At 28.0% G+C, this 15,087-nt stretch carries 18 protein-coding genes; 9 read left to right on the top strand and 9 right to left on the bottom strand.

Annotation, left to right across the window (positions count from 1 at the left end):
* The first annotated feature begins 92 nt into the window (after nucleotides 1-92).
* From BS101_RS21460 to BS101_RS21450, 3 genes are all read left to right on the top strand, one after another.
* The gene (locus BS101_RS21460; RefSeq protein WP_073540871.1) at nucleotides 93-833 is read left to right on the top strand and encodes a tRNA1(Val) (adenine(37)-N6)-methyltransferase; all 741 of its coding nucleotides are present in this window, start codon (nucleotides 93-95) and stop codon (nucleotides 831-833) included.
* Between the two features lie 15 nt (nucleotides 834-848).
* Complete coding sequence (gene rsmI / locus BS101_RS21455) at nucleotides 849-1,688, top strand: 16S rRNA (cytidine(1402)-2'-O)-methyltransferase (protein ID WP_073540869.1); 840 nt, start codon at nucleotides 849-851, stop codon at nucleotides 1,686-1,688.
* 348 nt (nucleotides 1,689-2,036) lie between these two features.
* A complete protein-coding gene (locus BS101_RS21450) occupies nucleotides 2,037-3,125 on the top strand; it encodes an NlpC/P60 family protein (protein WP_073540867.1) in 1,089 nt (362 codons plus the stop codon).
* A 164-nt stretch (nucleotides 3,126-3,289) separates the two neighbouring features.
* Here BS101_RS21450 and BS101_RS21445 read toward each other — a convergent pair whose 3' ends face one another.
* The gene (locus BS101_RS21445; protein WP_012104103.1) at nucleotides 3,290-3,535 is read right to left on the bottom strand and encodes an AbrB/MazE/SpoVT family DNA-binding domain-containing protein; all 246 of its coding nucleotides are present in this window, start codon (nucleotides 3,533-3,535) and stop codon (nucleotides 3,290-3,292) included.
* Nucleotides 3,536-3,918: 383 nt separating this feature from the next.
* Between BS101_RS21445 and BS101_RS21440 the strand changes: the two genes are divergently transcribed.
* Complete coding sequence (locus tag BS101_RS21440; protein WP_242951356.1) at nucleotides 3,919-5,319, top strand: HD domain-containing protein; 1,401 nt, start codon at nucleotides 3,919-3,921, stop codon at nucleotides 5,317-5,319.
* 112 nt (nucleotides 5,320-5,431) lie between these two features.
* On the opposite strand, the gene rbr is transcribed toward BS101_RS21440, so the two are convergent.
* The 5 genes from rbr to BS101_RS21415 form a co-directional block, all read right to left on the bottom strand.
* Nucleotides 5,432-6,016 carry a rubrerythrin gene (gene rbr, locus BS101_RS21435; RefSeq protein ID WP_073540865.1) on the bottom strand — a complete coding sequence of 195 codons (585 nt, stop codon included), beginning with the start codon at nucleotides 6,014-6,016 and terminating at the stop codon, nucleotides 5,432-5,434.
* Between the two features lie 21 nt (nucleotides 6,017-6,037).
* Complete coding sequence (locus tag BS101_RS21430; protein ID WP_073540863.1) at nucleotides 6,038-6,412, bottom strand: desulfoferrodoxin; 375 nt, start codon at nucleotides 6,410-6,412, stop codon at nucleotides 6,038-6,040.
* Nucleotides 6,413-6,480: 68 nt separating this feature from the next.
* Nucleotides 6,481-6,621 (bottom strand): zinc ribbon-containing protein, encoded by a 141-nt coding sequence (locus BS101_RS21425; protein WP_073540861.1) that lies wholly within the window; start codon nucleotides 6,619-6,621, stop codon nucleotides 6,481-6,483.
* Between the two features lie 563 nt (nucleotides 6,622-7,184).
* Nucleotides 7,185-7,838, bottom strand: coding sequence for a DUF1292 domain-containing protein (locus tag BS101_RS21420; RefSeq protein ID WP_073540859.1), 654 nt, complete (start codon nucleotides 7,836-7,838; stop codon nucleotides 7,185-7,187).
* Nucleotides 7,839-7,846: 8 nt separating this feature from the next.
* Nucleotides 7,847-8,497, bottom strand: coding sequence for a PspA/IM30 family protein (locus BS101_RS21415; RefSeq protein ID WP_073540857.1), 651 nt, complete (start codon nucleotides 8,495-8,497; stop codon nucleotides 7,847-7,849).
* 282 nt (nucleotides 8,498-8,779) lie between these two features.
* Between BS101_RS21415 and BS101_RS23585 the strand changes: the two genes are divergently transcribed.
* On the top strand, nucleotides 8,780-9,199 hold the full coding sequence (locus BS101_RS23585; RefSeq protein WP_198039532.1) for a hypothetical protein: 420 nt from the start codon (nucleotides 8,780-8,782) through the stop codon (nucleotides 9,197-9,199).
* Nucleotides 9,200-9,493: 294 nt separating this feature from the next.
* Entirely contained in the window at nucleotides 9,494-10,090 is a 597-nt protein-coding gene (locus tag BS101_RS21405) for a DUF1836 domain-containing protein (RefSeq protein ID WP_073540840.1), read from the top strand.
* An 80-nt stretch (nucleotides 10,091-10,170) separates the two neighbouring features.
* Here BS101_RS21405 and ispF read toward each other — a convergent pair whose 3' ends face one another.
* A complete protein-coding gene (ispF, locus tag BS101_RS21400) occupies nucleotides 10,171-10,665 on the bottom strand; it encodes a 2-C-methyl-D-erythritol 2,4-cyclodiphosphate synthase (protein ID WP_073540838.1) in 495 nt (164 codons plus the stop codon).
* Nucleotides 10,666-10,728: 63 nt separating this feature from the next.
* Complete coding sequence (locus BS101_RS23075) at nucleotides 10,729-10,890, bottom strand: hypothetical protein (RefSeq protein WP_156876117.1); 162 nt, start codon at nucleotides 10,888-10,890, stop codon at nucleotides 10,729-10,731.
* Between the two features lie 885 nt (nucleotides 10,891-11,775).
* Between BS101_RS23075 and BS101_RS21395 the strand changes: the two genes are divergently transcribed.
* Nucleotides 11,776-12,366 carry a polysaccharide deacetylase family protein gene (locus BS101_RS21395; RefSeq protein WP_242951355.1) on the top strand — a complete coding sequence of 197 codons (591 nt, stop codon included), beginning with the start codon at nucleotides 11,776-11,778 and terminating at the stop codon, nucleotides 12,364-12,366.
* Between the two features lie 36 nt (nucleotides 12,367-12,402).
* A complete protein-coding gene (locus BS101_RS21390; RefSeq protein ID WP_073540834.1) occupies nucleotides 12,403-13,896 on the top strand; it encodes an N-acetylglucosaminidase in 1,494 nt (497 codons plus the stop codon).
* Between the two features lie 77 nt (nucleotides 13,897-13,973).
* Here BS101_RS21390 and BS101_RS21385 read toward each other — a convergent pair whose 3' ends face one another.
* Entirely contained in the window at nucleotides 13,974-14,216 is a 243-nt protein-coding gene (locus BS101_RS21385) for a metal-binding protein (RefSeq protein ID WP_073540828.1), read from the bottom strand.
* Nucleotides 14,217-14,501: 285 nt separating this feature from the next.
* On the opposite strand from BS101_RS21385, the gene BS101_RS21380 reads away from it, so the two are divergent.
* A complete protein-coding gene (locus BS101_RS21380; RefSeq protein WP_012104088.1) occupies nucleotides 14,502-15,077 on the top strand; it encodes a nucleoside recognition domain-containing protein in 576 nt (191 codons plus the stop codon).
* The last annotated feature ends 10 nt before the right edge of the window (nucleotides 15,078-15,087 follow it).

Genomic DNA, 15,087 nt, shown 5'->3' with positions numbered 1-15,087 from the left:
CTGGAATTTTTATATATAAATTTATGAGTATTTGACAATGAAGAATATTTAAATCATAATTAAAAATATCAATTCAAAAATGAGGTATTTATGTGAATAATAATTTATTAAAAGATAATGAAACTCTAGACGATTTACAATTGAAAGGATTATGTATTATACAAAAAAAAGATGCTTTTAGGTTTGGGGTAGATGCGGTACTTCTTGCTAATTTTGCTAGAGTAAAAAGGGGAGCTAGGATAATTGACTTATGTAGTGGTACGGGAATAGTTCCATTTATATTATCCGGAAAAACACAGGCAAGTAAAATAATAGGTATAGAAATACAAAAAGATATGGTAGAGATGTCCATAAGAACTGTGAAGTTCAATAATATGGAGAATATCATAGAGTTTATTAATAAGGATTTAAAAGATTTAAATTATTTAAAGAGTATACCTAAAGCAGATGTAGTTACAGTTAATCCACCTTATAAATTAAAAGGTTCTGGAATAATAAATTCAAAAGAAAAAAATGCTATTGCCAGACATGAAATATGTTGTGAATTAGAAGATGTTATAAGGGCAGCGAAAGCCGTGTTAAAAGATAATGGTAAATTTTATATGATACATAGACCGGATAGAATGGCAGATATTATTTGTACTATGAGACAGCATGGGATAGAACCTAAATTCATAAGAATGGTTCAACCCAGTATAAATAAAGCTCCTAACATGGTGCTTATAGAAGGACAAAATAATGGAGGGCGATTTTTAAAATGGGGTGTGCCTATATATATACGTGAGTTAGATGGAAGTTATAGTGAAGAAATTAATGAAATATATGGAAGATAGGAGGAGAGGTTAAATATGGGTAAACTTTTTTTAGTAGCAACTCCTATAGGAAATTTAAAAGATATTACTTTAAGGGCTTTAGATACACTTAAAAATGTAGATTTGATAGCGGCAGAAGATACCAGGCAGAGTTTAAAATTATTGAATCATTTTAATATAAAAAGACCTCTTATGAGCTATCATAAATATAATGAAAATGATAAGAGTGAATTGTTAATACAAAAACTAAAAGATGGAAAAAATATAGCATTGGTAAGTGATGCAGGTACTCCGGGAATATCAGATCCGGGAAACATCATTGTACGTAAATGTATAGAAGAAGGGATAGATTTTGAAGTATTACCTGGTGCTACTGCTGTAACCACAGCCTTAGTCTATTCGGGTATGGATACTTCTCAATTTATATTTATGGGATTTTTACCTCGAGAAAATAAGGACAAAAGAACTTTTTTACAAAGTGTAAAAGATAGAAGTGAAACTCTTATAATATATGAATCTCCACATAGACTAATAAATACTTTAGAGATTCTGAAAGATATTTTAGATAACAGGCGTATAGCTATATGTAGAGAGCTTACTAAAGTTTATGAACAAATATTAAGATTTACTATAGAAGAATCTATAAAATATTATTCAGAAAGCAGCATAAAAGGAGAATTTGTTCTTGTAATAGAAGGTAGGGATAAAAGAGAACTTTTAAAAGAACAAATGGAAAAATGGGTGGATTTGTCCATAGAAGATCACATAAGAATGTATATTGAAAAAGGTTTAAATAAAAAAGAAGCCGTAAAAAAAGTGGCCAAAGACAGAAATATTTGTAAATCTCAAATTTATAAATATTCTATTAATTTATAATAGCAAAAATATGAAATTAAAATGAAATAATAAAAATAATATCTTATATAGTTATTATTTTATTAAAAAATACAACAAAAAATAATGAGTTTATCAATAAAAATTATGGATTTGCAGTAAAAATTTAATTTTTATTAAGAAAATTTAATATAAGCGTTGAGAAGTATTCCAATTTAATGATATAATATACACATGTTAAATTTAAAACTATACTTAATATCAATTAGGTATGGTTTTAAGTTTTGTTTAAAGGAGGCTCTAAACCCATAATTTAGAGTAAAACATGTACTCTGCTTATGTATATTAGGAGAGAAATTTGTTAAATATTTTACAAGGAGGTATGAAATATTGAATAAAAGGACATTATCTGTTGTAATTGCCCTAGCAATGTCATTATCAATAACTGGAAATGTACTAGCGGCACCTGGCAGTTCAAATTCACTAGCTGAAATTAAACAGGAAAAACAACAGTTAGAAATTAAAGTTGAAAAATTAGACAATGAAATAGTACAAGTTATGCAGAAGGTTGATGAAAATAAAAAGGATATTGCTAAAGTTTCAGATAATATAAAAAAGACTCAGGAGACTATAGCAACTACGGAGAAAAATATAGAAAGTCAGCAGGAGTTATTTAACAAGAGAGTAAAGGTCATGTATATAAATGGCATGGATAGTTATCTTGGTGTTATACTTGATGCAGATAATTTGAATGATTTTATATCCAGAATAGATAATATAAAAAAGATAATGGGTTTTGATAAACAAGTTATAGGCAGTTTAACAGATAAAAAGGAACAATTAGATAAGGACAAGCAAAAATTAGATAGTGAGAATAATAGACTTTTGGCACTGAAGACTGAAAATGAACAAAAACTGGACAAGCTTAGTAGTGACAAAGACACTCAAACTAATTTAATAGCGGATTTAAATAAAAAAGAAGAAGCTCTTAAAGCGGTAGATACTAGTACTTCACAATTAATAGCCACGGCATCAAATAATGTACAGCAGATGAGGGATTCCGCTCCAAGAATCACAAATTCAGATGGAAGTTCCAGTATAAGTGTTTCAAGAGGAGGAGAACAATTAGTATCCTCTAGTGCAGTGGTTGCATATGCTTCTAATTTTTTAGGAGTTCCATATGTATGGGGAGGAACATCTCCTTCAGGTTTCGATTGTTCAGGTTTAGTTCAGTATGTATATGCACATTTTGGAATTAGTCTTCCAAGAGTTTCACAAGATCAGCAAAATACAGGCACAGCTGTATCCAGGGGTGAACTTGAACCGGGAGATTTAGTATTTTTTGGTTACCCTGCACACCATGTTGGAATATATGTGGGTGATGGAGCGTATATTCATGCACCTAAGACAGGAGATGTAGTGAAGATATCATCTTTGGATGCTAGATCTGATTTTAGTGGGGGAAGACGAGTTAGATAATAACATACACATAGAATATATAGTCAGAATAGAAGCATATATACATAGTTAGCTTTATTTTGTACCACAAGGAGTTTAGCTGTGATGTTTTATAAGTATATTAATCATTAAAAAGAAATAAAAAACTGACATCTAAATTTCGATGTCAGTTTTTTATGTGATTGTTATCTTCCTTCTTTTAATTCATTTAGACAGCTTTTGCAAATATTTTTGCCTCTGTAGTTTACTACATCTCGTGCATCCCCACAGAAAATACATGCAGGTTCATATTTTTTCAATATGATTTGTTCGCCATCTACATATATTTCTAAGGCATCCTTCTCAGCGATGTCTAGAGTTCTTCTTAATTCTATAGGAATAACAATTCTTCCTAGCTCGTCTACTCTTCTTACAACACCTGTCGATTTCATTTGTTTTCCCCCTTTGATTCCATAATTCGACATAGATACAATTAAATAATAGCAAAAATTACATTAAAAGTCAACACATTTTCATAATATATTTACAAATTTCTTATCAAATTCCATCTAAAGTTAATATACTACCAGAATATACAAAAGTCAATAATAATTACAATTTTATAATGATTTAATTTTAGGATTAATAATAAAATAAAAGAAAAAATTAGATGATTTTTGAAATATATATAAGAAAAAAGTAACTAAATGGATAATTCATATTATATGTCGAAATTTAAAATAAGTTATTTAAAATATACTGATTTTAAAATAAGGAAATTTTATCTGTAGAAATTCAGTATTCTTGTATGATAAAATAAATAGGGGAGTAGGTGATGAATTTGAATTATATAAAAAAATTTATTTATGATGCAAAAGATACAATTAATGAAGTAGAAGGAGAATTATATTTAGTAGGAGGATATATAAGAAATAAATTGATGAATATAGCCTCTCAGCCTAAAGATGCAGATTTTGTGTTTAATGGGGATATTCATGAATTTATAAGTAGGCTTCAAAATAAAGGATATAAATTTTTCCCTATAAAAGAAAGTGTATCTATATATAGATGTATAAAAGATAAAAGTAAAATAGACGTATCCCTTATGAAAGGAAATTCTATTGAAGAAGATTTAGGAAATAGAGATTTTACTATTAATGCTTTAGCGCTAAGATTTAGTGATAATAAAATAATAGATCCTTTTTACGGAAGAAGAGCTATTCAAAGTAGGATATTAAAAAATGTTACTGATAGGAGCTTAGAAGAGGATCCGTGTAGGATATTAAGAGGTATCAGATTTTGTATAACTCTGGGAATGCATTTTAATTTAGAAACTGAGAATAATATTGAAAAATTTAAAGATAAAATAATGGATTTGCCTAAAGAAAGAGTTTTTAATGAGTTTATGCTTATAATAGAAAACGATAAATATGGAAGGGCTTTTGAAGTTCTTGATAATTACGGAATATTAAAAAATATAGTTCCCTATATAGAAGAATCTAAAACTATAGGAAAATGTAAATATCATGTGGAGGATGTATTTACCCACTTGAATTTAACTTATGGAATATTTAAGGATATTTTAAATGGCAGTATAAATCTTCAAAATTTAGATATTAGTAAGTTAGATACTAAAATGGGTGAATTTACATTAAAAGAATATGCAGCTTTAGCATGCTTTTTACATGATATAGGTAAATATGAAGTATATAAAAAGGTAGGAAATAAAGTGAGTTTTCACAAGCATGAAATAAAAGGGGCAGCCATATGTAGAGATTTTTGCAATTATATGAAATTATCTAAAAAGGCAGTAAAATATATAGAAAATATAGTAGAAGGGCATATGTATCCATTAAACATTTTTACTAATAAAACTGTAAATAGAAAAAAGGCTTTTTATAAATTTTTTAATAAATATGATGGATATGTAGTAGAAATAATTATTACTGCGTTTTGTGATAATTGTGCTACCAAAATGTTATTAGAGATAAAAGATAAAAATTCAGGGTTTAAAGAATTTATTGAGGAAATGTTAAAAGAATATAAATTATATTGTAGTATACGAGATAATAAAATTCTAAGTGGAGAAGAGGTTGTCGAAGTACTGGTTAAATCAGGACCTCAGGTAAAGACTGCAATTGAAAGTATTCGTAGGCTTAGATATTTAGGAGAAATAATTACTAGAGAAGATGCATTAAATTATTTAAAATCACAGACTTCTAAAATTTATATTTAACTTAATTAAAAGAATACTTATTTACGATATAAATAAGTATTTATATTGATTACAAAAGGAGTATTGCAAAACTACCTTTTAAAGTGGTTTTGCAATACTCCTTTTGAAGTTACTAATAGTTTTCTATAAATATTTCAAAATATGATTGAGGATGTGCACAGGAAGGACAAACTTCAGGAGCAAATACTCCTTCATAAATATATCCACAGTTAATACATTTCCATTTGTGTGCTTTTTGCTTTTTAAATACGGTATTGTTTTCTATATTTTTAAGCAAAGCTAAATATCTTTCTTCATGATGTTTTTCAACTTCAGCTATTTTTCTAAAGACCTCTGCTATATTAGAAAAACCTTCTTTATCAGCTACGTCAGCAAATTCTGGATAAAGTTTCGACCATTCTTCATTCTCACCTTTTGCAGCTGCTTTAAGAATTGTTTTGGTATCTCCCAGAGCAACTGGATAAGAAGCATTTATTTCTACAGATTCTCCTAATAAATCTTCATTTAAAAATTTAAAAAATCTTTTGGCATGTTCTTTCTCATTTTCAGCAGTTTCTAAAAATATGTTAGAAATTTGAACATAACCTTCCTTTTTAGCAGTGGATGAATAATAAGTGTATCTATTTCTTGCTTGAGATTCTCCCGCAAAAGCCTTCATTAAATTTTCAGCAGTTTTTGTACCTTTTAAAGATGCCATAAAAATTACCTCCTATTTTTATTATTTTTTCCAGAGTCCATGTAAATTACAATATTCTCGTACCATTACTAATTTTTCATCTAATTTAAATGTAGCTTCTGGTTTTTCTCCTGGTTTTAAATACTTTCTATAAATTTTATTTTCAGTGTGAACTTCAATCCATTGAATATAATGTTCTGGCAGCATTGGATGTTCAACTGATCCAACTTTGACTACTACTCCTCCATCTATTTCTTCAATTACGGGTACATGCTTTTCAGAAGCTGCATCTACAGTATTTTCTTCAATAAGCTTCATTGGTTGGCCACAGCAAGCCAAAGTGCCTCCTCCATTATAAAGAACCTCCACTATGTTTCCACAGACTTCACATTTATATACTTGCTTAACTTCTATCATAATTATTCCTCCCTAATATTTATAATTAAAAATTTTTTTTGCATTAATCTAAGAATCACTTGGTAATATTAAATTTTTTCAAATTCTATACGATGGCACCTAGGACAACGATGTAAAAAATCTGTATCCTTTTCGAGAACTACTATTTCACCACATGTAGTACATTTATAGTTACCTTTGCCTGGCTTATTACCTATAGTATATTTCATAAGTATCCCTCCTAAATAAAATAAATTAACCTATTGAATTTAATGCTTATAATAACAGGTTTTATATGGGTATGTGCCATAAAGGGCTCCCATCATTTATTTAATTATACTCTAAGAAAATATAATATTCAATAGTTATTATAATTTTTTAATAATTAATTTTAAATAATAATAATTTAAAATTAATTATACAGTCTATATGGAGTCTTTTGATTTATCCGAACACTAGAATTAGATAATACTGCCACCTTCTCTAAAGTGGGAGATAAACACTATTATGTATGCGCTTGGATTTGCTGTAAGTCCATGTGGTGAAGTATACTAAAAACAAAAATAAAAGAGGCTGTTGCATAATTAAATTATGTGACAGCCCCATAAAAATTCAAAATCTTTTTTGTCTAAAACAAAAAACTGATGACAAAACATGTTTGTTAGTAGTCTGAACACTTAATTACAATATAAATAAGTATTCTTTTAATTTTGATGTAATATATATAAGTTATCCACAGAAATTGTTGATAACTTTATGTTTTCTGTGGACAAATATTTTAAATTAGTGATATTTATTCTTCTATGACTTGAAAAGTTGAAACTATAAAGTCAAATTCTTGGCTATTTGATATTTCTCCATAACTATCTTCGGAAATTCCAGGATAATAATATAATATGAATTTTTCTTTTAAGGCAATATTTTCGATAATTATATATCTTTTATTTAATTGTACATCTTGAAGAGTTGAAAGTACGGTATATCTATTATTTTCACCAGTTTTATTATTAATTAAATCTACAAAGAAAGCATCATATTTTGAAGCATTTATTCTTTTTCTATCACAATATACAATTTTAGAAGCGGATTTACATCCAAGGCAACTATCGAAATTACAGGGTGCCGTGCAGTTTAAGCATTCACAAGTAGAACATTTTTCAAGTTGTAATAGAGAGTCATAATTATCATTTTTATAGTCTTTTATTGGAGATATATACTTAGTACCTTTTAATTTATTTAAGAAGCTCGTATTTTTAAATTCCCTTTCTGTTTCTTCAATTAAATCTATATATTTTTTTAAGATTGATATTTTAGCTGCATATTTTCTTATATCTAAAGTGTCCTTGTCCAAAAAAGGAGAAACAGAACTTATAGCGTAGTTTATATCTACAAATATTTTTCCGTATTTATCCTTTTCTGTTTTTATAAACTGATCTGTTTTTCCCATGGTATCACCTAATTTTGCTTGTATTTTTTTAATTCTTCATCTATATTGATTTCGTCTAATTTTTCAAATTCTTTTTCTAGGGAGTCTTCCTGCCTTAAATCGCCAAGCCCTTCAGCTAAAGCTTCCTTTTTCTGAATCTTTCTTTCAATGTCCTCCATATTTATTTTATTACCACCTGTTTCTACATTTGCTAATATTTCATTTACTTTTTTAGAGGCTTCAGCATTGTTAAATCTTGCGGCAGCTTCGTCTCTATATGCTCTAGTTTTCCTAATTTCTTCTTCCAATTCTTTTAACTTAGCTTTTATTGCTTCAGCTTTTTCACAGGCATCTTTATAACTTGATTCTAAAGAGGTATAAGTTTTATCAGCTTCTAATTTTCGCTCCAGAGCCTTTTTAGCTAATTCTTCATTATTTTTACTCAAGGCAAGTTTAACTTTTTCATCAAATTCTAAAGATATTCTTTTCGAATCCTCCATTTTTTTCTTAATCTCATGTACATTACCTAGTATTTGGGCAGAAGACAGTTTAGCTTTATTTAGGCTGTCCTCCATATCTCTAAGTTTTTGGTCAAGTAATTCAATAGGATTTTCTATCCCGTCTAAAGTGTCATTTACCTTTGCCCTAAAAATATTAGATATTCTTTTTAATACTCCCATAAAAATCCTCCTACAATTTATTTTTTATTTCTTTTGTGCTTTTTTATTATATTGATGATAAATATTAATATAATAATAAATATTATAAATTTAACAAAACCCCAGAAGAAACTTGATAAAAGACTGCTGCTGTTACCTGTATAGTGGTTATTGCCCCAAAATATAGGGATGGGTATAGGTAAAATAGATCGTTTTTTTTCATCGGTATAGCCTTTACTAGATTGTGAGTTATTATTAGCAGATGATGTATTAGAACTACTACTGGACTTAGATGAAGAAAAATTGCCAGATTTAAAGTCTCCACTAGAGCTATTGCTGGAATTAGAGCTATTATTAGTATTAGAACTAGTACTGGATTTAGGCGAAGAAAAACTTCCGGATTTAAAATCTCCACTAGTGCTACTTTTGGAACTAGAATTAGTATTACTTTTAGAACTACTACTAGTACTAGATTTAGGTGAAGAGAAATTACTGGATTTAAAGCTATTTCCAGAAGATTTTGAAGTACTTCTAGTTGAAGAAGAACTTCTGGATTTTGAACTTTTAGCATGTACAGTAATAGAATCTGTAGTTGTTCTTAAAGTAATCAATTGTGGAGTAACAACGTATACCCATAAAAATAAAAAAGTAAGTAACAGAGATATGATAAAATATTTTTTATTTAACTTAATTTTACACACCTCCCTCTTTAGGCATCTTTAGCTATTCGTTGATTAATGAATAGATACCTAAAACAATATATGTTTTCCACTATAATAGTAACATAATATGTTCAACACTGTACACAATTTAGTATATAGTATATTATAACATATAACAAGTATAATATTAACTTATTTAGAGTAGAATAATACTGCATATCTAAGATATTCTAATGAAATCTTATATTTTTATAGAATGTTTGATTTGTAAACAACATGTGTATACAATATAATATATATATATGGTTTAATGTTTTGAATTTTTTGTAGAAATACATTGGTTTGGAGGATGTTAATGTTGAATGAACATAAGTTTGGAATAGAATATATAAATAAGATTGCTAAAAACATATCAGATAATAGTATAGTACCCTATGAAGACTTACCAAGATATGATCTATTTTTATCTCAGGTAACAGATTATTTAAATGATAAATTTAAAGGAGAAAAATATACTAATAATATAGTGCAAAATTATATAAAAAATGAAGTTATATCTAAACCGGAGGACGGAAAAAAAAGAGGTTATACCAAAGTTCATTTAGTTCAGCTCACTTTATTGAGTTATATGAGGCCTATATTAACTACGGAGGAGATAAAAAAAGTATTTAGGTTAGCATTTAATGAAATAAATAATGGAGAAGATGATATAATATCATGGGAAAACGCATATAAGATATTTTCTGATCTGCAGGAGGATAGCTTTGAAAACTTAATAGAAAAGGAATATTTTAATGAAAATAAATTTCAGAGTATAGTAAAAGGTATGGATTTAAAAATTCATGAAGAAGAAAAAATAATGGTTTTTTTCATGGTAATGTCTTTAATTTGTCAAGCAAGTGCAATTAAAAAGTTAGTTCAAAATATAGTAAATAATTATGAAGAAAAATAAAATTGTTAAAAACTTCCTTGTGGCTTTTGTCAGAGTTTATAATTAAGGAAGTTTTTAACAATATATAAAGTTAGAATAAATTAGAAATCTATAGGTTGCTTTAAATTATTATATAATAAGCATATGCTTTGAGCAGCTATTCCTTCTTTTTTACCTGTAAATCCTAGACCTTCCTCAGTAGTAGCTTTTACGCTTATTATAGATGTATCTACTTTTAAGATTTTAGCTATATTTAATCTCATGTCAGGTATATAAGGAAATAACTTGGGTTCTTCAGCTATTATAGTGGAATCTATATTGCCTATAGAATATCCTTTCCTTTTTATTAGATTTGATACATAATTTAATAATTTGAGGCTAGATATATTTTTGTATTTCATATCGCTAGGGGGAAAATGTTTTCCTATATCTCCTAAAGATAAAGCTCCTAATAAAGCATCCATTATTGCATGAACAAGTACATCGGCGTCAGAATGTCCAATCAATCCTTTGTTAAAAGGGATGTTTACACCACCTAATATAAGCGGTGTATTATAACCTAATTTATGTACGTCATAGCCAAGTCCTACTCTCATAGTAAATCCTCCATTCTTAGTATATTTTATATATATGAAATAAAAAAGGTGCGTCATCAGCACCTAGGATATATAACGAGAATATGGAATTATTTTATTATCTTCTTTATTGGCATTTTTGGAACTGAAAAGACCAATAAAAAATCTTTTTATTGAAATAAGTAATGTCTTTTTTTCAGTTCTTTTATTTTTTGAAAAATCTACTTTGGTAACGTTATCTTTCATAAATAACCCCACCTTTCATAAAATATTTACTTATTTAAATAATAGCATAAATTCAAACAAATGTTAATAAAATTATAAGAAATATAAAAATTATTTTAGAAAAAAACCTATTTGAAGTCAGTAAATTAAAGAAATTAAGAGGAAATATATTCCTCTTAATTTTTTGAGATAAAAAGGTATATTTTTTGTACGAGGAAATGTTAGTTCTAATATATGAGCTTTGTAACTGTGTGGGTATTAATATTATATGGTAATGGGTGTAATTTAGTTACTACTATTTTAAATAAATATATTTATTTAAAATGTCAGGATATTTTCATATTTAGATGGAGACTGTTAATAAATATTCTCTTCTGTGTTTTATGTGTACTTAATTAAATTTAGACAAATTAATAATTTTTTAGTATAATCTACATTAAATAAAGATTTTATAGTAATAGTGTATATGTATATAAAATTTTAAAAGTTATGGTAATTATAAAAATAAGAAGTTGTCCACAGTTGTTTGTGGATAATGTGTATAATTCATAAAATATTAAGTATATTTTAACAGGGAAGTGAAAAAATGAAAAATAATATTAGAAAAATTTTAATTAAATTAATGATAATATTATTTATTTTGTCTGGAATATTTGTGATTTATAAAATTGCATTTTTATTTACAGATGGAAAAAAAAAAGTGATATAACTAAAAACTTAAATTCTAACCAGATTGAAAGTCACAAGGAAAAACAATATACTAACGAAGTTGTAGATAAAGACACTCAATCTATAGAAGGTAATTTAATATATAATTCACAATCTATCCCTGTATTATATTATCATTCTATAGATTATGAAAAGGGAAATGAGCTTAGAATTTCAGAAGAAAAATTTAGACAGCAAATGCAATACTTAAAGGATAATAAGTACACTACACTTAGTTTAGATGAATTTTATAATTTTTTAGTGAACAATAACCCAGTACCTAATAAATCTGTAATTATAACTTTTGATGATGGTTATAAAGATAATTATGAAAATGCTTTTCCTATATTAAAAGAATTTGGTTTTAAAGCTACTATATTTGTAATTACAAGTACTATAGATAAAGAAAAGAATTTTTTAACTTCTAATGAATTAAAAGAAATGTCCAGCTGTAATATAAGTATTGAAAGTCATACTGTAAATCACGATAATTTAAATAGTTTGGATTATGATGCTCAAATAAAGACTCTCAAAGATTCAAAAGAATTTCTAGAAAGGATTTTAGGTAAAGAAGTAAAATATATTGCATATCCCTATGGAAAATGGAATGAAAATACTTTGAAAGCTGTAAAATCAGCAGGATATAATATGGCCTTTACTACCGTAGGAGGATGGTCCAATAAAGATCAGGGATTATATACTCTAAATAGAGTATATGTGAGTAATAATCACAATATGGATGAATTTAAAAGAAGGCTGACAAATAGTCATTATGAAGTTTCAAATTAAGTAAAATTTTTAATTGTATTTTTAGGAGGTGTAGTTTTGAAAAAGAGAGTAAAAGCACTTATTTTAGTGATGTTATTTTTTATAACATTTTCTCAATTCAAGGTACATGCAGATTCTTCTTTGACGGAACCTAGGGTAGACATTAATACTAATAAAGAGTGGACTGTTAAATTTAACATTGAATTGAAATCAACTACTGTAAATAATACTAATATAAAGGTTATGGATAAAAACAATGTTCAGGTACCTGTGGTAATAACCCAAGGAAGTGATTTAAGTACTATAATAATAAGTCCTAGAGTATCAGGATATGATCCTGGTGAGACATATAATTTAGTTATAGGAACAGGACTTCAATCAATTTCGGGTAAAAGCCTATCCAGTCCAGCAAGTTTGGAATTTACAACGATAAATGAGTATTCAGATGGTACAAGTTATTCAGGACTTCCAAAAATAACTTCCAGTAAATTTGAATATACACCTTTACTGTCATCTCAATATCAGGGATTTTTAGTAAACTCTGATACATCAAATGTTCAATACAGGGTTTTTGTGAATAAACAATCGGGAGAAAGTGGAGTATATACAGAACTTACTAAAGGATATACTACTGCAGTAGAGGGAAAAATAACGGCGCTAAGTACATTGAGTTCAGGAACTAATGGAGAAAAGTACAAGGTGATTATATATGTGAAGAGACAGGGGGTAACAGGAGCACATAAGGATATAAATACAGATTATGATAATTACATAGTAAATTATTTTAGGTGTGTTAATAGTGTTAATAATGATAACAATGAATACGTGGAATATGGTATAACTTTAGATGATATGGTACAGAAACAGTTTAATTCATATAGCAAGCCAGTTTTTGTAGAGACCAGTATAATGGATAATGCTGCAACTAAAAATCAAATAAAGTATTATGTCAATCCAGATAATTTTCTAGATGGCTATGGAAAATATCAATTTTTAAAACTTACATATTCAGAAGGAATTACAGTAGATGATTTAAATAGTTACTTAAAAGGGAAAGGAATTTTTGAAGGAATGGGACAAACATTTTTAGATGCAGCCAAGAAAAATAATGTAAGCGTAGCCTACCTAATATCTCATGCAATGCTTGAGACGGGATATGGAACTTCAGAATTGGCTACAGGAGGAGCTGTTGATGACAGCGGTAACTATGTGCATGGAGAACCAGTATATAACTTTTTTGGCATAGGAGCTACTGATGATAACCCACTAATTAACGGCACCGAAAAAGCATATGCCGAGGGGTGGTTTACTCCAGAAGAAGCTCTTTCAGGGGGAGCAGCATGGATAGCATCCCAGTATATAAATAACCCTGAAAAAAATCAAGACACACTTTATAAGATGAGATGGAACCCTGAGGATCCAGGGGAGCATCAATATGCTACAGACATAGCTTGGGCATATAAACAAATTCCGAATATAGTAAATGGAATAAAGGCCATATCTTCAAATTCTAATACTGCATTGAAATTTGAAATACCTAGATTAAAATAAAATTTTAATAATATAAAAACCACTATGAGCTAATTAAGCTTCATAGTGGTTTTTTATTTATTCTAAGATTAAAGTTTTTAATTTAATATAGCTCTTATATTTACAGGGAGAGTTCCTTTTACAAAAGGTGCACAAAATTGAAAAATCTTTTCATAACCGCAGCTTGAACATACACAGTGACATATATCATAAGGAATATCATCAATTAAAATTTCATTTGAATATTTTACTATATAATTGCCACCGCATACTTTACAAGGAGTATAATTTATAATTGAATATTCACTTTCTATGTATTTCATTATATCGTTAAATATCATTTTTGACCTCCCATCAAGTGATTCTCAGTTTTGAGTGAAGTTTGCTCATAAGAAATGCTATTCTCCACCTGAATCTTAGAAGAACTTATCCAGGCGCGTATTAGCTGATTGCTGCATTTGGATAAAAACATCATATCAAAAATACTAACACTCTTAAAAAATATTTTCAATATAAATTTTACATATTTTAAATAGGAATTTTATGTATAACAACTATCATATATTAATTATATAAAAGTAAAATAATTTTTTATAACAATTTTAAGGATAGAAAGTGAGTTAATTATGATTAATATTATATGGTTTTTTATTTTGGCTTTTGGAATAATATTTGGTATTGTCTGCGGCAGAGGCGCGGAAATATCTAAATCTATTATAGCTTCTTCAGATTCAACAGTGAAGCTTATAATAAACCTTGTGGGAATAATGTGCTTGTGGTGTGGAATAATGAAAATAGCAGAAAAGAGTGGGCTTACGTATAAAATAGCCAAGCTTATGAAGCCAATATTAAAACTATTGTTTAAAAAAGCTGCTAAAGATGAAAAAGCGATGGGAGCAATAGTTATGAATATCACTGCTAATATGATGGGTCTATCAAATGCAGCCACTCCTTTTGGAATAAAAGCCATGAAAGAATTAAGTCGTTTAAATAATGAAAAAGAAGAAGCCAGTGATGATATGGTGCTTTTCCTGGTATTAAATGCAGCATGTATACAATTTCTGCCTACCACAGTTATTTCCATTAGGGCTGCCATGGGTTCCAAAAATCCTGCGGAAACAATAATACCAGCTGTGATTACCACTACTATAGCGGCAATAGTTGGAGTGATATGTTGTAAAATAATGGATAAATATTTTTGATGAATGAAAG

It is taken from the genome of Clostridium kluyveri (genome assembly GCF_001902295.1).
Classification (GTDB): domain Bacteria; phylum Bacillota; class Clostridia; order Clostridiales; family Clostridiaceae; genus Clostridium_B; species Clostridium_B kluyveri_B.
The sequence above is the reverse complement of the archived record's forward strand: the minus strand, read 5'-3'. Positions and strand labels throughout refer to the sequence as shown.